Raw genomic sequence first — 18,125 nt, 5'->3', positions numbered from 1 at the left:
GGTATGAAGGCAATTCAGGTACAAGACGATCAACAATTGGTGCTCGCTGATGTCGAGCGCCCCGAGCTCAAGCCGGGCGAGGTGCTGGTGAAGGTGAAGGCTGTGGGTGTGAACCGCGCTGATCTTCTTCAAGCAGCCGGACATTATCCGCCACCGCCTGGCACTTCTGAGGTGCTGGGACTGGAGTGCGCGGGCGTCATTGAGGATGCTGGCGATACTGATCGCGAGCAGGGTGAGAAGGTTGCTTGCTTGCTCGCCGGTGGTGCCTATGCCGAGTATGTGGCCGTTCCTCAAGGGCAGCTCATGCCAATCCCCGAGGGCTATTCCTTTGAAGAGGCCGCCTCTGTGGTGGAGGTCGCCTGCACTGTGTGGTCGAACCTTGGGATGCTCGCGGGCTTAGAGCCTGGTCAAACGCTGCTGATTCATGGTGGTGCTGGCGGCATTGGCACCTTCGCCATTCAGTTGGCTAAGCACCTTGGCCTCACGGTGGCCGTGACCGCTGGTTCCAAGGAGAAGCTTCAGGCGTGCAAGGAACTGGGCGCGGATGTCCTCATCAATTACAAGGAGGAGGATTTTGCTGAGGTGCTGAAGAACAAGTGCGATCGCATCCTCGACATCATCGGTGCGAAGTACTTGGATCAGAATGTGAAGGCCTTGGCTAAGGATGGCCACATGGTCATCATTGGCATGCAAGGTGGCGTGAAGGGCGAGCTGAATATCGGCCGCCTGCTTTCTAAGCGCGGCACCATCTCGGCCACTGCGCTTCGTGCCCGGGACTTAGACGATAAGGCCAATATTGTGCGCAGCACTACTGAGCACATTTGGCCTTTGTTGGCCAAGGGCGTGATTCGCCACCACATCCATCAGACGCTGCCGCTTGAGCAGGCGCAGCGCGCTCACCAGATGCTCCAAGACGGGGAAGTCACCGGCAAGCTGGTGCTCAGCGTTTAGCCGAGGCTGGCGACAACGCGGGCGAGCTGGTCAATATCGGCCACGGTATTAAATGGGGCGAGCCCGCAGGTGATGGCCCCTTCGGTATCACCAAGACCCATTGCTTCAAGCAGTGGGTCTGCTTCGCTAATGGCGGCCACCAGGCCGTTGGTAAGCAGCCGCTGTTGGATGGTGGCTGCTGGTACTCCTTCGATGGCGAAGGTGGCGGTGGGCAGGCGATCCACATCTGCGCCGGCGGCCACTTCGCCGGTCACGCCAAAGACGTGCACCTTGGGCATGGACTGCAGTGCCTCGATGAGCGCGGCGCTGAGTTGTTCGCCGTGGTCGCCAAGGCCCTCGATGGATTTGGCCAGGCGGTTCCTGCGGGTGCCGCGGGCGGATTCGTCGAGGTCGGCTAGGTGGTCGACGGCCGAGGCCAGGGCCATGGCTAGGGCTGGGGAGGCGTCGTCGATGAAGGCGCTGCGGTCGATGCGGGGGAACATCGTGTAATCGCGAAACGCCAGGGCTGCGATGCCCGGAACTCCGAGCGCGCGGCCGTCGATGGCGACGATATCGGCGCCTAGGTCGCTGTGGCGGGCGCTGCGGTAGGTGATGGTGGGCGTGGCGTCGATAAGCATCCAAGCACGCGAGGCGGCGCGAACGTACTGGGCAACGTGGTAGGTGGAATGCACGCTTCCCACCTGCGGCGATGCGGTCTGCATCACGATGAGGCGCGTGGAGCCGTCGACAAGCCCACCAAATTGCCAGCTCGGCACCTCGCCGGTGCCCACATCGGGCTCGGCCCAGCGCACCGGCGCATCGATGTTCATCATGCGCGAATCGGCGCGGGAGAGCACCACCGAGGCATCGCGGCGCAACAGCGGGCGCGCGGCGCGGGAAAAGCGCGAAAGCAATACCGGCAGGCTGGGGCCCAAAATCACCGCATCGGAAGAGGTATCCGTGAGATCCGCAATAGCCCGGCGCGCGGCTAAGAACATGTCGCGGCCAGAGGCTGCGGGGGCAACGGCCAGCTTGGCGTGCGAGCCCACCTGCTCGGCTGGGGCATCCATGCGCGGCAGGGTCGGCGCGGAGCGAAACGCCCGCGCTGCTGCGGCGGCCACGCGCTCGGGGATCTGAGGCTGAATGTGTGCGTCCAGGTAGGTCCAGCCGTCGCCCAGCGAGGTGTAGAGACCTCGAATCCGAGCTACATCAACTGCCATGCCTGTTGCTCCCTCACTTCTGCTTCAAACCTTCGACCTTTTGCCGTTACAGTATGCCTGTCGTATCCAATCCTTGCACTATCCGGGCTATCGTAGGACGTTGTGCAGGACAACGCAGAGCATCGCAATATAGAGGCCACGATCGCCCGAATCACCAGTGCTGGTGACGGCGACCCGGAGCCCTCGCAGTCTCAAACGCTCGCCAGTGCCTGGAAGGATCTTACTTTCGGCTTCTCGCAGCACGAGCTTTGGCTGCAATTAGGCTGGCAGGACATCAAGCAACGCTATCGACGCAGTGTGCTCGGCCCGCTTTGGATCACCATCGCCACCGGCGTGATGGCCTTGGCGCTGGGCCTTTTGTACTCGGTATTGTTCAAGATTCCTGTGGCCGAGTTCCTCCCCCACGTCACTGTGGGATTAATCATGTGGGGCTTTATCGCCGGCTGCATCAAGGAGGGCTCGGAGGTCTTCATCGCCAACGAGGGCTTAATCAAGCAGCTCCCCTCAGCACTTTCGGTGCATGTGTATCGCCTGGTGTGGAAGCAAACACTCTTCCTCGCGCACAACATGGTCATTTGGGCCATTTTGATGCTCATCTTCCCCCGCCCTTTGGGTTGGGACCTGGCGCTGGCGGTGCCCGGTTTGGCGCTGCTGATTATCAATGGCGTGTGGGTGTCGATGTTCTTTGGCATCGTGGCCACGCGCTACCGCGATTTCTCCCCGCTGCTTGAGGCACTCACCCAGCTTCTGTTCTACGTCACCCCCATCGTGTGGACCACCGAAACGCTCTATGCCCAGGGCGGGGCGGTGTCTGAACGCGCGGCCATTGCCAAGCTGAATCCGCTGTATCACTACATGGAGATCGTGCGCGATCCGCTCATTGGTAAGCCGATTGAGGCGGAGAACTGGATCGTGGTGGGCGTTTGCACCGTGGTGGGCCTGTTCTTGGCGCTACTGGCCATGAAGCGTTGGCGTTTCCGCGTGAGTTATTGGGTTTAAACGATCAGGCAAGGTTAGGAGCACACCATGGTTTCAATTGATACTTATGACGCCTGCGTCGATTTCCCAATTTTCGACGCCAAATCCCGTTCCATGAAAAAGGCCTTCCTGGGTGCCGCTGGCGGTGCCATCGGGCGCAACCAAGACAACACCGTGGTGGTTGAGGCCTTAAAGAACGTCAATCTTCACCTCCGCGAAGGAGACCGCATCGGCCTGGTCGGCCACAATGGCGCAGGCAAATCCACCCTTTTGCGTCTGCTTTCTGGCATTTATGAGCCCACCCGCGGCTCTGCGCATATTCGTGGGCGCGTGGCCCCCGTCTTTGACCTGGGCGTGGGCATGGACCCGGAGATCTCCGGCTACGAAAACATCGTCATCCGCGGCCTCTTCCTCGGCCAGACCCGCAAGCAGATGAAGCAGAAAATGGACGAGATCGCCGAATTCACCGAGCTCGGCGAATACCTCTCCATGCCGCTTCGCACCTACTCCACCGGCATGCGCATCCGCCTGGCTTTGGGCGTGGTTACCTCCATCGAGCCTGAGATCTTGCTTCTCGACGAAGGCATCGGCGCCGTCGATGCTGCCTTCATGGCCAAGGCGCGCACCCGTTTGCAGGAGCTGGTGAAACGCTCAGGCATCCTGGTCTTTGCCTCTCACTCCAATGATTTCCTGGTGCAGCTTTGCGATACTGCCCTTTGGGTAGACCACGGTGAAATCCGCCAAGCCGGTGCCGTGGATCAGATCGTCGAGGCCTATGAGGGACCCAAGGCCGGCGAACATGTGCGCCGTTTGCAGCAGCGCATCGCCCAGGAACAAGCAGAGCGGGGAGCCTAAGCCATGCCACTGAAGCCAAGTGATGCCATCGCCGCCGTGATCGTCACCCACAATCGCCCGCAGCTTCTCGCCCACTCCTTAGAAGTAGTGGCACAGCAATCTCACCCGGTGGATTGGGTGATCGTGGTAGACAATGGCGATGATCCCGAAGTGCAGGCCTTGCTCAAGCAGCACGCGGGCGATCACGGCGTCTATCTTGCCTCCAAGCACAATCTCGGCGGCGGCGGCGGTTTTGCCTATGGCTTCTTGCACGCCCTTGCCCTTGGTGCCGATGCGGTGTGGTGCGCCGATGATGATGGCCGCCCCGAAGGCCGCGAGGTGTTAGCCACCCTGCTTGAGTGCGCCGCACGCCATGAGCTTGAGGCCGTCTCCCCTGTGGTGTGCAACCTCGAAGAACCAGAGCGCCTCGCCTTCCCCTTGCGCCGCGGTGTGCAGTGGCGCCGCCAGCGCTCGGAGCTGATTGATCCAGCGCACCCCGAAGATGATCTGCTTGAAGGCATCGCCTCGCTGTTTAATGGCGCTGTGTTTTCCGCCCATGCCCTAGAGCGTGTGGGCGTGCCGGATTATCGGCTCTTTATTCGCGGCGATGAGGTGGAATACCACCGCCGCCTGCAGCGCTCCGGCCTGAAATTTGGCACCTGCTTAAGCACCGCCTATTTACACCCCGATGGCTCCGATGAGTTCAAGCCGATTCTCGGCGGGCGCATGCATACCCAGTACCCGGACCAGCCGGGCAAGCGCTTTTTTACCTACCGCAATCGCGGCTATCTGATGAATCAGCCGGGCATGCGGCGGCTATTGCCGCAGGAGTATGCGCGCTTTGCCTGGTTCTTCCTTGTGCAGCGCCGCGACCCGAAGGGGTTTGGCGAGTGGCTGCGCCTGCACCAGCTTGGCCGCCGGGAGCGCTTCGAGCGCCCCTAGCCAGCCCTCCCCCAGCTAGCCGCGGGGCATATTCACAAAGCGCGAGAAGTGCAGTTGGTGTGCCACGGACACGGTGCCGATAGGGCCGCCACGGTGTTTAGCCAAGATGATGTCGGCTTCGCCGGCGCGCTCATCTTCGGTGTTTTGAGAGTCGGGGCGATAGAGGAGCATGACCATGTCGGCGTCCTGCTCCAGCGAACCCGATTCACGCAGGTCGGCTACCTGGGGGCGTTTATCGGTACGTGATTCTGGGCCACGGTTGAGCTGCGAGATGGCAACCAGGGGCACGTCGAGTTCCTTGGCCAGCAGTTTGAGCTGGCGGGAGAATTCGGAAACTTCCTGCTGGCGTGATTCCACGCGCTTACCTGAGCTCATGAGCTGCAAGTAGTCCACAATGATGAGTTGAATATCGTGGTCTTGTTTGAGCTTTCTGGCCTTCGCGCGGATCTCCATCATGGTGAGGTTGGCGGAATCGTCGATAAACAGCGGGGCTTGGTCGATGCGCCCGACACGGTCGACGAGGCGATTCCACTGTTCTTGGTTGAGGTGGCCGCCGCGCATATCGGCCAGCTTGACTTCCGCTTCTGCAGAGAACAAGCGCATGGCGATTTCCTCGGAGCTCATTTCCAGGGAGAACACCACCGCTGCTTTGTTTTGTTTGATGGTGCAAGAGCGCACGAAGTCGAGCGCGAGGGTGGATTTACCCACACCGGGGCGGGCGGCCACGATGATCATCTGCCCGCCGTGGAGGCCGTTGGTGAGCTTGTCCAGGTCGCTAAATCCTGTGGGCACGCCCATGGCCAGTCCACCTTGAGAGTCGATCTCCTCGATCATCTTCATGGTGGATTCGGAAATATCCGCCAAGGCCTTGTAGTCGGTGGTCTTGTTCTTCTTGGAAATGCGGAAGACTTCTTGCTGAGCCAAGTCGATCACTTGCTCAACCTCTTGGCCCTCGGTGCCCTCATAGCCCATTTGGGCCACGCGCGTACCGGCGTGCACCAATTGGCGCAGCAGCGCCTTTTCCGCCACCAATTCGGCGTAGTAGCGGGCATTGGAGGAGGTGGGCACCGAAGAAATGAGCGTGTGCACATAGGGTGCACCGCCGACGCGTTCGAGTTGATTGCGTCGGTCGAGCTGGCCGGTGACGATCACGGCGTCGATCTCTTTATTATCCGAGTAGAGATCGATGATCGCCTCGTAGATCATCTGGTGCGCTGGGCGGTAGAAATCTTCGGGGCTGAGCAGCTCGATGATGTCTGCCACCAGGTGGGGGCTGAGCATGATCGCGCCGAGCACGGATTGTTCTGCCTCAATGTCTTGGGGCTCGCGGCGCGCCTCGCGGGTATTGGCCCGCGGCGCAGGTCCTGGTTCTGCCGGCGGCTCGGGTGGGAAGAAGTCGTCGTCAAAGCTGGGGTTAGTCAAGGTGTGCTCCTTCGGCGCGGGCAATGGCGTCTGCTGCGCGGATCAAGGACAGGTGTGAGAAGGCTTGGGGGAAATTGCCTGCGAGGCGCTGCGAAGCAGGATCATATTCTTCTGCCAGCAGGCCAAGATCATTGGCGATGCCCACGAGCTGCCACATGCGTTCGCGGGCTTGTTCAAGTTGGCCTGAGGCCGCGAGCTGTTCGATGTACCAGAAGGTGCAGATCAAGAATGGGTACTCATCGCCCTCGATGCCGTCCATGCCCCCTTCGGTGCGGTAGCGGTAGACAAAGCCGTGGGCGTCGACAAGCTCCTTTTCGATCTTTTCCACCGTGCCCAGCATCTTTGGATCTTCGGCGCGGATGAATCCGGTGTGGGGCAATTGCAACAGGGAGGCGTCTACTTCGGTGTTGTCGTAGGTTTGGGTGAAGCTACCCAATTCCTCATTGAAGCCCCTGGCCATGATCTCGTCGTAGAGGGCGTCGCGGTGATAGCGCCACAGCTCCGCATCCCCGTCGAGGCCGTGTTCTTCGACGGCGCGAATGGCCTCATTGAAAGCAGCCCACATCATCACCCGCCCGTGGGTGAAGTAGTGCAGCTCGCCTCGCATTTCCCAAATGCCGTGGTCTTTGCGGTGAATATTGTTAATCGTGTACTCGATTAGGCGTTTTTGCAGGCCCCAGGAGAATTCATCTTCGGGGTATCCGGCATCACGCAGGCGGGCAAGCGCCAGCATCACCTCGCCCACCACATCGGCCTGGTACTGATCGGCGGCTCCGTTGCCGATGCGCACGGGCGTGGAATTTTCATAGCCCTTTAAGTGCGGCAGTTCTTGTTCTGCCAGTTCGCGCTCGCCGCCAAGACCGTACATGATCTGCAGGTTTTCTACATCGCCGGCCACGGCGCGCAGCAGCCAGTTGCGCCAATCGGTAGCGCCCTGGACAAAGCCGTGGCTGACCATCACCTCCACCGTCAAGGCGGCATCGCGCAGCCAGGTGTAGCGGTAGTCCCAGTTGCGCACACCACCGAAATCCTCGGGCAGGGAGGCGGTGGGAGCAGCGACGATGCCGCCGGTATCGGAGTGGGTAAGCGCGCGAAGCACGAGTAGGGAGCGGGTGACTTGCTCCTTCCAAGGCGAGTCCACCTCAAGGTTGGACAGCCAATTGGTCCAGAAATCGTAGGTGAGCTCGAAGGCTTGGCGCGGCTGCGCTGGGGTGGGCACCTGTTGCCAGGAGGGGAACCAGGTAAGCGACCAATCAAGGGTTTCGCCTGCGCGGAGGGAGAAATCGCCCACCAGGCGCGGCACCACGGCACCGCCGGTTGGGTCCTCGTCGGCCTCGGTTGTATCAAACAGCCTCGGGCCGGAAATCATGATGCCATCGGGGCCTGCGGTACACAGCAGGACTTCCTCGCCGGTTTCTTCTACCTCTGCGCTTCTAAACCACGGCAGGGCGCGCGCATAGGAGAAGCGCACGCGCAGATCGTGGGTGACGGTGACTTCGCCTTCGAGGCATTCCACGCTGCGAATCAGGTCTGCTTGCACGGAGGCGGGAGGCAGATAATCCAGGACTCGGGCTTTGCCGGTGGGCGTTTCCCAGATGGTTTCGAGGATGAAGGTGTTGTCGAGGTAGCGTCGTTGGGTTACTTGTCCTCCGCGCATGCTGAGTTTCCAGCGTCCATCGTCGGGCGTGCCCAGGATGGAGGTGAACACCGCTGGGGAGTCGAAGCGCGGTAAGCATAGCCAGTCCACGCTGCCTTCGCGGGATACTAGTGGCCCTGTTTGGAGGTCGGAAAGCAGGGCATAGTCTTCCAGTGGGGTGGCGAGGTGTCGCTCGGCTTGGTGGGCTGGATGCGCATTCATGTGCTCCATTATGGTGCACGACCCCCGATCGCTCGAATGCCCTGCTAGCTTGTCGACGCCACGTTATCCACAGGCCTCTGTGGATACTTCGGCGTTTTCCCCGGTAGTTTTCCACAGCCCATGTGGAGAAGCTGTGAAAGAAGCTCGTCACCGCCCTGGGCTTTTATGCATCCGCGCAGCTCAGGGGCTGTTTATAAACTTTGATCAACCCTCAACTAGCACTTGAAGGTCTGTGTATAACCCGGTCTAGCAGGGGGTTTGACAAAGCGAAATTCCCCACTTTTCTTGCGAGCTGGGGAAACACGCCCCCAAGTTATCCACAGGGGGTGGCTAAGAAAAAAGCCTCCCCCTAAAGGGGAGGCTTTTTTCGTGCTGTTGTCTATGTGGCCGCACGCCTTTTCGGGCGTGGGCGTCGTCAAGCTTGAAACTTAAGCGGAAACGACCTTGAAGTTCACCTTGGCTTCTACATCGCTGTGCAGCTTGACGTCCACGGAGTAATCGCCAGTGGACTTCACCAGGTTCTTGGGCACGATGAAGGCGCGCTTGTCCAGGGTAGGACCGCCAGCGTTCTTCACTGCCTTAGCAACATCATCAGACTTCACGGAGCCGAAGATCTTGCCCTTCTCGGAGGTGCGCACGGCAACCTCTACGCCTTCGAGCTTTGCCAGCTCTTCCTTGAGCTCCTTAGCGTGCTCCAGGTCGCGCACGGCGCGAGCTTCCTGGGCGCGCTTGATGCCCTCAACCTGCTTCTCAGCACCGCGGGTAGCCACAATAGCCAGGCCGCGGGGAAGCAGGAAGTTACGTCCATAGCCGTTCTTGACCTCAACGATGTCGCCAGCGACACCGAGCTTGTCAACATCGGCGGTGAGGATCAGCTTCATGATCCCTGCCTTTCGTGAATGATCACCGCTGCTGCTACTCACAGCCCCGGTGGAAAAGTTTTCGTGATTTTAAACCTATGCCAGTCGCAGCTTAGAACGGCGGCTCGGAGTCATCTCCGGCAAAGCCACCCTGCTGGGGTGCACTATTCCAAGGATCATTGCTCGGGGCCTGATTACCGCCGAAGCCGCCCTGGTTAGCACCCTGGTTGCCACCAAAGCCACCAGCGTTGCCGCCACCGAAACCACCTTGATTGCCCTGGTTAGCACCCTGGCCGCCGCGGAAGTTTCCACCATCGCGGGAGTTACGATCCACCTGAGCGGTGGCGTACTTCAAGGAGGGGCCGACCTCTTCTACTTCCAGCTCCATCACGGTGCGGTTTTCACCTTCACGCGTTTGATAGGAGCGCTGCTTCAGTCGGCCGGTAACGATCACGCGCATGCCCTTGGTTAGGGTCTGTGCCACGTTCTCTGCTGCCTGGCGCCACACGGAGCACTGAAGGAACAATGCATCGCCATCGACCCACTGATTGCTTTGAGAATCGTAGCGGCGAGGCGTGGACGCGATGCGGAAATTCGCCACCGCAGCCCCGCTCGGGCCGTAGCGCAGTTCAGGGTCGGCAACCATGTTGCCAACGACGGTGATATTGACGTCGCCAATAGCCATTGTTCTTCCTTAGGGTTTCAGTGCTCTCGATGGCTTACTTGTCGTCGCGCAGCACCTTGGTGCGCAGCACGCCATCGTTCAGGTTCAAACGACGGTCGAGCTCGAGCACGGTAGCGGACTCGCAGTTGAGGTTGAGCACCACGTAGATGCCCTCTTCCTTCTTAGCGATGGGGTATGCCAGCTTACGCTTGCCCCAGATATCCACCTTTTCCACGGTGCCCTTGTCCTTACGGACGATTTCCAGGAACTTATCCAGGGACGGGGCAACAGTGCGTTCATCCTGGGAAGGATCCAGAATAATCATGACTTCGTAGTGACGCATGAACCTCATCACCTCCTATGGTCTTCTTCGTTGTTTCATCGGCCATACCCCCATTGGGCATGGCAGGAGGGTCGTTGCGTCAGCAACCCCACCAAGATACCGCATTCAGAAGCCCAAGTCGATTTATCCGGCGGAAACACCCACCGCTAACCCCACCGGAATCAGGGTAATGAACACCACCGCGACGCTAAAGAGCGTCCAGGTCAGCTTCTGGGATTTGCCCGTGCTGTAGCAAAGAAACGCACCACAAAACAGAGCGAAGCCAAAAAAGACGCTGGCGATGGTAAACCACATCACTGGATCAGACATGCGCGAAGCCCAGCTCCTTCTACAACGATCACTGCATTATCTACACAGCAGTCTTACACATCTGCCCAGGCACCGGCGCATCAACGCTCCGTGAGCGCCGACACGTCAGCGTCTTGCTTGTTGGGCAGGAAAAGCTGCACCACATAACCCACGCCCACACCGATCAGCAAGGGCGCCACCATCACGTGATGGGCCAAAAGCAAAAGGATCAGCACGATGGTCAAAGGCTTGCGCAGCGTCACCGTCAATGCTGCACCAATACCCGCGATGGCTGTAGCAGCCAGTAGGTCGGCGGCAAGCACACCCGATTCGCTACCGGCAACCCACATACCGGCGCAGGCGCCGATGAGCATGAGTGGGAAAAATTCGCCGCCCTTCCAGCCGGCGGCCAAGGTGATGATGGTAGCGATGAGCTTGCCCACAGCAAGACCCAAAAGCGCCAGGCCTGTGGTTTGGCCAGGGTGGGCCACAAGATCGGCGAGGGCATCTTGGCCACTGAAGCGAAGTTGCGGAAGGCTAGCAAGCAACAACGCCAGCAGGATGCTCCAGCCGATGGTTCTAACAACGGGGTGCCCGATGCGCTCATTGAGCACCTGGTAGCCGTGGTGCAAGGCGCTAAAGCCCAGGCCAAACGCTGCGCCGATGATTGCCGCGAAAAGCGTTGGCACCATGAGGTGCATGGAGAAATCCCCGGTGGCCATGAAGTCCAGTTTGGCGTGGTGGCTTGGGGTGGCATTGATAACGAGCAAGAAGCCACCCATGCCGGCAATGGCGGCCAGGACCGGCACCACTTTGTGGTTATCAAAGGTGTCGTCTTCATAGGTGGCACCGGCAGGTGGGGAACCGTAGAGCGAACCTAGGGCTGCGGCATTGCCTATTTTTGCCAGAGCCACTGCCTGCTCGCGCGTTTGGGTGATACGCATATTTACCAAGGCTGAAAGTTGGCCCACCACGCCAACGAGGCCGGCTTCTGGTCCGATGGCTCCGCCTGCTGCCACAGCAACGATGGCGCCGGCGGCAATGAGCATGGCTTTGCCACGGTGGAAGCTCTGCAGATCCTCTGAGGCCTCGATTTCCTGCTGTAACTCGAATTCGCCGGCTTTGATGTTGATGCAGGCGATGAGCACACCAGCGATGAGCACCACCGAGAAGGTGTAGATCCAGCTTGGTTGCTCGGACCAGATCAGGTGTTGGAGCCATTGCATCAGGCCATAGGTAAGCCCGGAGAGCACACCGGCTACCCCACCGAAGATGATGGCTACCAGCACCATCTTCCCTGTCCAAACTCTTCGCTTTGTCACCTGAGGCATCTTAATGCCAAAACGCCCCCTGCAGTGCAAAGGGCGTGTGGCAAGTGACTCAAATACTAGAAGATCGGCAGCAGCGGCGGTGCGCCCTCGGCCGGTTGCTCGGGCGCAGGTTCAGCCGGTGCCCCGGGTTCGGGGTTAGCCGGTTCGGGATCGCCCAAGCCGGGGATCAAATCGGGCAACGAAGGTGCCTGGTTCGAGGTGGTCGGGGTGGTGGTGCTGGTAGTGGTCTCAGGAGCAACTTCCTGGGTCTGCGTTGCAGGTCCGCTGCTGCTGTAGTCCGGGCCAGTGGTGTAGCCACCGGATGCCCAACCAATGGGCTCAGGATCCTTGAAGTACTCCACGTCGTCATTGACCAATGCGCCATTCATGGCCGATTGCCAGATATCGGCGGGCAGATTCGAGCCATACATTGGCCCGCCCCAGGCGTTGAGCAGGGGCTCGTTATCGTCGGTGCCTGCCCACACAGCGGTGGCGAGCTGCGGGGTGGAGCCGATCATCCACGCATCTTTGTTATTGCCGGTATCGCCCAATTGGGTGGTGCCGGTCTTGGCTGCCGAGGGGCGACCAGACAGGGCATGGCCATTAGAGAAGGCCGCAATCGGACCCATGGCGTCGAGCACCTGGGTAGCCACAGCCTCGGAAACGGCGCGCTGGCCTTCGCCACCGTCGTGCTCGTAGAGCGTCTCGCCGGAGGCCGTCTCTACCTTCTGCACGAAGTAGGCATCGTGGTAGACGCCGTAGTTGGACAAGGTGGCAAGAGCGTGGGCCATATCCAGGGGACGAACCAGGTACTGACCCAAGATGATGCCGTCGAAAGGCTTCTCGCCGTTTTCGGTCAGCGTCTTTTCAATGCCCGGCAGGGAACGAGGCACACCGAGCGCATGAGCCATATCGGCGGTGTCTTGGGTGGTGTTTTCCAGGTCCTGCTGCATGCGGATGAAGCTGGTGTTATAGGAGTTCTTCAGCGCCTGCTTCAGCGAGCAGGAACCGCAGGATTCGCCACCAACGTTGGTAATGGTGTGGCCGCCAGGCAGCGTCACTGGCGCCGAAGAATAGTAGGCGTTGGTGGGAATGCCCTGCTGCACCGCGGCGGCAAGGCCGAAGATCTTAAAGGTAGAACCGGCCTGCAGCGGAGCATTGGCGTAGTCATATCCGATGGCATCGGCGCCGCCGTAGTAGGCACGCACGGCACCGGTTGCAGGCTCCACGCTTACCGACGCCACGCGGGTGTTTTCCTGCTCGCCCGCAAGGTTATTTTCCACCGCATTCACCGTTGCCTCCTGGGCAGTGGTGTCGATGGTGGTGGTGATGCGCAGACCAAGGGTTTGCACCTCATCTTCGGTGATGCCGAGGCTGCCGAGCTCTGCAAGCACCTGGTTGCGAATCAAGCCATTGGGGCCATCGGCCTCGTTATAGGGCTGATTGCTTGCCGGATCCACCGTCTCTGGGTAGGCCATGGTGCCGCGTGCGGCTGGATCTAACCAACCCTGCTCCACCATGCCGTCGAGCACGTAGTTCCAGCGTGCTTCTGCTTCTTCGCGGTTGGTCCAGGGATCAAGCTGGCTGGGGCGCTGGATAGAGGCTGCGAGCACCGCGGATTGCGCGGTATTTAGCTCGCTGGCGGGGATACCGAAGTAGGCCTTGGCTGCAGCATCGATGCCATAGGCGTTGCGGCCAAAGTAAATGGTGTTGAGGTAGGCCTGCAGCACCTCATCCTTGCTCCACTCATTGGCCATCTTCACCGAATACACCAGCTCTTTGGCCTTACGCACCAAAGAGTGATCATTGCCCACCAGGGAGTTCTTCACATACTGCTGGGTGATGGTGGAACCACCGCCGGCGGAGGCATCGCCCCGGAGCTGACCTAAGATGGCGCGCCCAAAGCCGGTGATGGAGAAACCGGAGTTGTTGTAGAACTCGCGGTCTTCTGCCGCCAGCACTGCTTTTTGCGTCTCATCCGGCACATCGCTCAGGCTGACTTCCACGCGGTTGCCTTCGGGTGGGACGATGCGCGCAATCTCAGTCTCGCCATCGGAGGCGTAGATCTGGGATACCTGCTTAGTCACCAACTGTTCTGGTTCAGGCACATCCACCACCACATAGGCGAGCATGAAGGCCACGATGGGGCCGATGATCGCCACGGCGATGGCGGTGAGCAGGGTGGGCTTTACCCAAGACTTGCCCTGCTTTTCCTGCGAAGCGCCCTTGGGGCGCCCCTGGTTGTTCTTGCTATGTTCGTTCGCTGCCAACTTACAAAGCTTTCTGGTGTTCTAGTGTGCTGCGCCACGGCCATCAAAGCCCAAGCCCAGGTTGCTGGGATGTGACACAACTGTTCTTCCATAGCGTACCGCCTGTGGCACGGCAGATAGTAGTGGCGAGTTCAGAGCTTGGTTAAGGTCCTGGCTTTGAGGAGTTGATTCCATCGGCAATTCGGGCACACCTCGACATCGTGAATACTGCATTGCTCCCCTACTTGCAGCATCCCTGCTACCTCCTCGGCGGTTCTTGCAGAACCGGAGGCGCGTCCCAGCGCCTCTCCGTACACCCATGTAACGATCCGAAGATCCTCGCTCTGACAAATCGGGCATGCATAGCCGGCAGGCCTGCCATGATGATGCGCCGAGGCCTGCAGCAAAAACTCGGCATCGCAGACGTCTTGCCTGCGGATATACCCCGCCCGGAACTGGGCCAGGGTCTTATTTCTTAGCCAAAGATAGTTAATTTCATCGCTGTACTGCAGCATCGTGGCCAGTGTAGGCGCTTTGCCCCCAATGGGGGTAACGCGCATTTTGCATGTAACAAATTTAGAAAAAATGTCAATGTTTTCTGTTCCTATGGCTAAGATAATCGGCATGACGCAAAAGACCCCCCTTGAGCTAGCACAGTATGTTCGTCCGGCGCTGACGAAGTTATACGTGCTGTATTTCCGTATCGCTGAGCAATCTGACCTCACGGGGCCACAGCTAACGATCCTGACGCGCCTTGCCGAAGACGGCGACTCGCGCATTAGCCACATCGCCAATGCCGAAGGCATCCGCATGCCCACCGCATCGAACGCGCTGCACCAGCTTGAACAGCGTGGCATGGTGCGTCGCGTTCCCGATAAGAAGGACCGCCGTGGCGTGCGCGTGACCCTTACCGATAAGGGTCGCCGCGAGCTCAAGCGCGTTGGTCGCGAACGCGACTCCTATATCGCCGACATGCTCGACACTCTGCCCCCGGAGAAGTTCGCCGACGCGGAGATCGCTGCGGATGTGATCCGCGAGTTGGCTAATACCTATCAGCACACCCTAGAAACGCAGCACAACCGCGAGCACTAAGGCCCCGATGGTCCAGCGGAGCAAACACAGCGAAGACAGCGAGCCTTATAGCTCTGAGCGCTTCGCTTTCGACCACCAGCCAGCCCGAGTACTTGTGGCTTGGAGCCCCTCGGCAACCGGCGCGGAGGCAATCGCCTCTGCCGCTTGGCTTGCTCGCACGGCCAATGTAGAGGTTCAATGCGTCACCACCTTCCTACGGCCGTGGCCTTCGCCCTCGGTGAGCAAGCTTGGCTCTAAGTACAAAAAGTGGTTTAAAAAAGAGGCAGCAGCCTGCGAAAAGGCAGTGAAAAAGCAGCTTGAGGCCGCCGGCGTGGATCAAGCGCACTGGGCTAAACAGGTGTCCATTTTTGCCGATGGCACCAATGAGGCCAACCTCATCGCCCAGGCAGCCCAAGACTATGGTGCCGATATCGTGCTGCTGGGATCCAGCGCGGCGGCGTCGAAAGGCCGGCTGCTTGCAGGCTCTACCGCCGATGCCCTCCTGCACACCTCCCCGGTGCCAGTGGGGCTGATTCCTCGTGATCCCAAACTTTCTAAGCGCGGTGTCACCCGCCTGAACTTCGGCATCATTGGCGACGAGATCGACGATGCCGCCCTCATGCGCACCGCCCGGCTGGCAGAGATTTGGGCTACTCCTTTAAGGATCCTCGCCCTTTCTCCCTCCGGTTTTGGAGATCCGCCTATTTCTGAAAGCCTCGAACTGCCCTCCGATATCACCTTGGAGTGGCGCGAGCGCACCCTGGCAGTATTGGATCGCTGCCGCGACCGGGTGGCAAAAGAGATTCCCAATATCGAGATCACGACCCAGATCGGCTCCGGCAATGGCTGGGCCGGTGCCCTCGATGCACTGAAATGGAAAAAGGGCGATCTTTTATGCTTAGGGTCTTCACCCATGGGCGCGTTTGAGCGGGTATTCATTGGCTCTCAAGCAACCGAGATGCTGCCCTATGTTTCCGTGCCGGTGTTGATGATTCCAAAATCTGCGCAGCGCTAGGCCCACATACCACCCAAGGAGCCGAACATGACTGTTCTTGTCACCGGAGCCAGCAAAGGCATTGGCTTGGCTACCGTCACCGCACTGCTGGATGCCGGATATGAGGTGATTGGCCAGTATCGCGATACTGAACCAAGCCTTACGCATGAGAATTTGAGCTGGTGGCAGGCAGGCTTTGGGCCCGGCGCGAGCCTAGAACCACCGGCCGCAGATATTGAGGCCATCATTCACTGCGCCGGCGTTGCCATCTTGGGCACGTGCGCCGAGCTTGATCCGCAGGCGTGGCGGGATCATATGGAGGTCAATCTCTATGGCCCCATTGCGCTGACCACCATGCTCTTGCCGGAATTGCGCAAGCGCGATGGGCACGTCATCTACATCAATTCCGGTGCTGGTTTGCACACCAAGCCGGAGTGGGGCGCGTATTCGGCCAGTAAATTTGCCGCCCGTGCCTGGTGCGATACCTTGCGCGCCGAGGAACCGGGCATCCGCGTCAGTTCCATTTACCCAGGCAGGGTGGATACGGATATGCAGCGCGGAATCGTGGCCTATGAGGGCAAAGAGTACGATGGTTCGCAGTTCATTGCGCCGGAAACTATCGCCCAAACGGTGCTTTCGGTGCTGCAAACCCCGCGCGATGCGCAGGTCAACGACGTATCTATCCGCCCACGCTAGGAGGCCGAGCGCTGTGGCTGCACCAAAAGAGCACCCGGAAAATGACCTAAGCTCCGATGCCGACTACGCCAATCGGCACCGCCCGGCGCCGCGCAACTTCGATGAGCTTGCCGACGCCCCCGACCCCTTCATCGAGGCCCAGCGCAACCGCCGCTCTACCAAGCAGGCAATCGCCTTTGTGCTCTTTATCCCAGGGCTGACCATGCTCGTTGCCCTGCTGCTTGCCATCGTGGCTCGCGTCATGGGTGGGCCGTTGTGCGAAAGTGGGCACGCCACCTGGATTTGTAGCCGCTCAGCAGAGATCTGGTGGCCCATCGCCACGTCCGTGGTGCCGGTAGGCAGCATCGTTGCCTGCGGCATCATCCTGTGGCGCAAATACCTCGGCTATATTCGCTGGCGCCCGTGGATGGGCGCGTTTTGGGCCACCGCTTTATGGGCCATGTTCTGGATGTTGGTGACATTCCAGATGCTCATTGTCGGCCACTAGTAGGCCGCTAGCCAGCCACTAGTGCGCGGCGGCCTGCTTGGCCACTTCCTTGCAACGCTCCTGGCCACAATTGCGGGTTTCGATATTGGCATGGCAATCGGGGCACATGAGCACAAGCGCGCGGCATTCGTCCTCGTTGATGCAGTGCTCGAACTTATTGGTAGCCGCACCACATTGCACGCAGTGCCCCAGTTGGACAAAGCCGGGGTCTTCGGTGCCGGCACCGAACTCCATGTGCATGCGCTTGTCAAAGACGTAGAGTGAGCCCTCCCAGAGGCCATCGTTGCCGTATTTTTCGCCATAGCGCACGATGCCACCGTCGATTTGGTAGACCTCTTCAAAGCCACGGTTTTTCATCAGCGAGGAAAGGATCTCGCATCGGATTCCGCCCGTGCAATAGGAAATGACGGGCTTGTCCTTCATCCAATCGTATTTGCCTGATTCGAGCTCACGGATGAAGTCGTGGGTGGTATTGACGTCCGGAACCACGGCGTTTTTAAACTTGCCGATCTCCGCTTCCATGGCATTGCGCCCATCAAAGAAGACCACTTCATCGCCGCGTTCTTCTACGAGCTTGTTCACCTCTTCGGGCTTGAGGTGCACGCCACCACCAATGACGCCCTTCTCATCCACCTTGAGTTCCCCAGGGGCGCCAAAGGCCACGATCTCGTCGCGAACTTTCACGCTGAGTTTAGGAAAGTCCTCCGCCCCGCCCTCAGACCACTTAAATTCCGTGCCCTTAAAGCCGGGGTATTCGCGAAACGCCCGAACATAGCGTTTGCAGGCATCCATCGGACCGCCCACGGTGCCATTGATGCCGTGTTCGGAGATGAGGATGCGGCCTTTGAGCCCAAGCAGGCGGCAGAGTTCGCGCTGCCAGAGCATCATCGCCTTTGGGTCGGCGATGGGAGTGAACTTGTAATACAACAGGATTTTGCTTTGGTGCACTCCCTTGATGCTACTACGCTCGAAAGTGAGT

The 18,125-nt window shown here is 59.7% G+C and carries 19 protein-coding genes; 8 read left to right on the top strand and 11 right to left on the bottom strand.

The genetic code is table 11. The annotated features are described in order from the left end of the window. Positions 1–3: 3 nt before the first annotated feature. On the top strand, positions 4–951 hold the full coding sequence (locus IEU99_RS03810) for an NAD(P)H-quinone oxidoreductase (protein ID WP_128890666.1): 948 nt from the start codon (positions 4–6) through the stop codon (positions 949–951). On the opposite strand, the gene IEU99_RS03805 is transcribed toward IEU99_RS03810, so the two are convergent. Next, positions 948–2,150, bottom strand: a complete 1,203-nt coding sequence (locus IEU99_RS03805; RefSeq protein WP_128890667.1) for a PLP-dependent aminotransferase family protein — start codon at positions 2,148–2,150, stop codon at positions 948–950. The two genes, IEU99_RS03810 and IEU99_RS03805, sit on opposite strands and share 4 nt — an antisense overlap. 102 nt (positions 2,151–2,252) lie before the next feature. On the opposite strand from IEU99_RS03805, the gene wzm reads away from it, so the two are divergent. The 3 genes from wzm to glfT1 are packed head-to-tail and all read left to right on the top strand — an operon-like array spanning position 2,253 to position 4,904. Then, on the top strand, positions 2,253–3,149 hold the full coding sequence (gene wzm / locus IEU99_RS03800; protein WP_123961091.1) for a galactan export ABC transporter permease subunit Wzm/RfbD: 897 nt from the start codon (positions 2,253–2,255) through the stop codon (positions 3,147–3,149). Between the two features lie 27 nt (positions 3,150–3,176). Next, the gene (gene wzt, locus IEU99_RS03795) at positions 3,177–3,983 is read left to right on the top strand and encodes a galactan export ABC transporter ATP-binding subunit Wzt/RfbE (RefSeq protein ID WP_123961092.1); all 807 of its coding nucleotides are present in this window, start codon (positions 3,177–3,179) and stop codon (positions 3,981–3,983) included. A 3-nt stretch (positions 3,984–3,986) separates the two neighbouring features. After that, entirely contained in the window at positions 3,987–4,904 is a 918-nt protein-coding gene (glfT1, locus tag IEU99_RS03790) for a galactofuranosyltransferase GlfT1 (protein ID WP_128890668.1), read from the top strand. Between the two features lie 15 nt (positions 4,905–4,919). On the opposite strand, the gene dnaB is transcribed toward glfT1, so the two are convergent. From dnaB to IEU99_RS03745, 9 genes are all read right to left on the bottom strand, one after another. Then, a complete protein-coding gene (dnaB, locus tag IEU99_RS03785; protein ID WP_128890669.1) occupies positions 4,920–6,326 on the bottom strand; it encodes a replicative DNA helicase in 1,407 nt (468 codons plus the stop codon). Beyond that, positions 6,319–8,184, bottom strand: a complete 1,866-nt coding sequence (locus tag IEU99_RS03780; protein ID WP_229718382.1) for a glycoside hydrolase family 15 protein — start codon at positions 8,182–8,184, stop codon at positions 6,319–6,321. The genes dnaB and IEU99_RS03780 overlap by 8 nt, the downstream gene beginning before the upstream one ends. Before the next feature lie 428 nt (positions 8,185–8,612). Further along, entirely contained in the window at positions 8,613–9,065 is a 453-nt protein-coding gene (rplI, locus tag IEU99_RS03775) for a 50S ribosomal protein L9 (protein WP_128890671.1), read from the bottom strand. Positions 9,066–9,156: 91 nt separating this feature from the next. Then, positions 9,157–9,729, bottom strand: a complete 573-nt coding sequence (locus IEU99_RS03770) for a single-stranded DNA-binding protein (RefSeq protein WP_128890672.1) — start codon at positions 9,727–9,729, stop codon at positions 9,157–9,159. Between the two features lie 34 nt (positions 9,730–9,763). Beyond that, entirely contained in the window at positions 9,764–10,051 is a 288-nt protein-coding gene (rpsF, locus tag IEU99_RS03765; protein WP_123961098.1) for a 30S ribosomal protein S6, read from the bottom strand. Positions 10,052–10,174: 123 nt separating this feature from the next. After that, the gene (locus IEU99_RS03760) at positions 10,175–10,360 is read right to left on the bottom strand and encodes a hypothetical protein (protein WP_128890673.1); all 186 of its coding nucleotides are present in this window, start codon (positions 10,358–10,360) and stop codon (positions 10,175–10,177) included. An 80-nt stretch (positions 10,361–10,440) separates the two neighbouring features. Then, entirely contained in the window at positions 10,441–11,661 is a 1,221-nt protein-coding gene (locus IEU99_RS03755; RefSeq protein WP_188358282.1) for a chloride channel protein, read from the bottom strand. Positions 11,662–11,726: 65 nt separating this feature from the next. After that, positions 11,727–13,919: a transglycosylase domain-containing protein gene (locus tag IEU99_RS03750; RefSeq protein ID WP_164931203.1), complete on the bottom strand. Its 2,193-nt coding sequence runs from the start codon at positions 13,917–13,919 to the stop codon at positions 11,727–11,729. 131 nt (positions 13,920–14,050) lie between these two features. Then, the gene (locus IEU99_RS03745; RefSeq protein ID WP_128890675.1) at positions 14,051–14,413 is read right to left on the bottom strand and encodes a DUF5318 family protein; all 363 of its coding nucleotides are present in this window, start codon (positions 14,411–14,413) and stop codon (positions 14,051–14,053) included. 109 nt (positions 14,414–14,522) lie between these two features. Here IEU99_RS03745 and IEU99_RS03740 point away from each other — a divergent pair, with 109 nt between their 5' ends. The 4 genes from IEU99_RS03740 to IEU99_RS03725 are packed head-to-tail and all read left to right on the top strand — an operon-like array spanning position 14,523 to position 17,146. Further along, a complete protein-coding gene (locus tag IEU99_RS03740) occupies positions 14,523–14,990 on the top strand; it encodes a MarR family winged helix-turn-helix transcriptional regulator (RefSeq protein ID WP_128890676.1) in 468 nt (155 codons plus the stop codon). Positions 14,991–14,997: 7 nt separating this feature from the next. Then, on the top strand, positions 14,998–15,984 hold the full coding sequence (locus tag IEU99_RS03735; protein ID WP_128890677.1) for a universal stress protein: 987 nt from the start codon (positions 14,998–15,000) through the stop codon (positions 15,982–15,984). Between the two features lie 27 nt (positions 15,985–16,011). Next, complete coding sequence (locus IEU99_RS03730) at positions 16,012–16,659, top strand: SDR family oxidoreductase (RefSeq protein ID WP_128890678.1); 648 nt, start codon at positions 16,012–16,014, stop codon at positions 16,657–16,659. 13 nt (positions 16,660–16,672) lie between these two features. Then, positions 16,673–17,146 (top strand): hypothetical protein, encoded by a 474-nt coding sequence (locus tag IEU99_RS03725; RefSeq protein ID WP_128890679.1) that lies wholly within the window; start codon positions 16,673–16,675, stop codon positions 17,144–17,146. 18 nt (positions 17,147–17,164) lie between these two features. Here IEU99_RS03725 and trhO read toward each other — a convergent pair whose 3' ends face one another. Next, entirely contained in the window at positions 17,165–18,094 is a 930-nt protein-coding gene (gene trhO / locus IEU99_RS03720; protein WP_128890680.1) for an oxygen-dependent tRNA uridine(34) hydroxylase TrhO, read from the bottom strand. Positions 18,095–18,125 lie beyond the last annotated feature (31 nt).

Origin of the sequence: Corynebacterium pelargi (assembly GCF_014635485.1) — a bacterium.
Lineage (GTDB): Bacteria > Actinomycetota > Actinomycetes > Mycobacteriales > Mycobacteriaceae > Corynebacterium > Corynebacterium pelargi.
The sequence above is the reverse complement of the archived record's forward strand: the minus strand, read 5'-3'. Positions and strand labels throughout refer to the sequence as shown.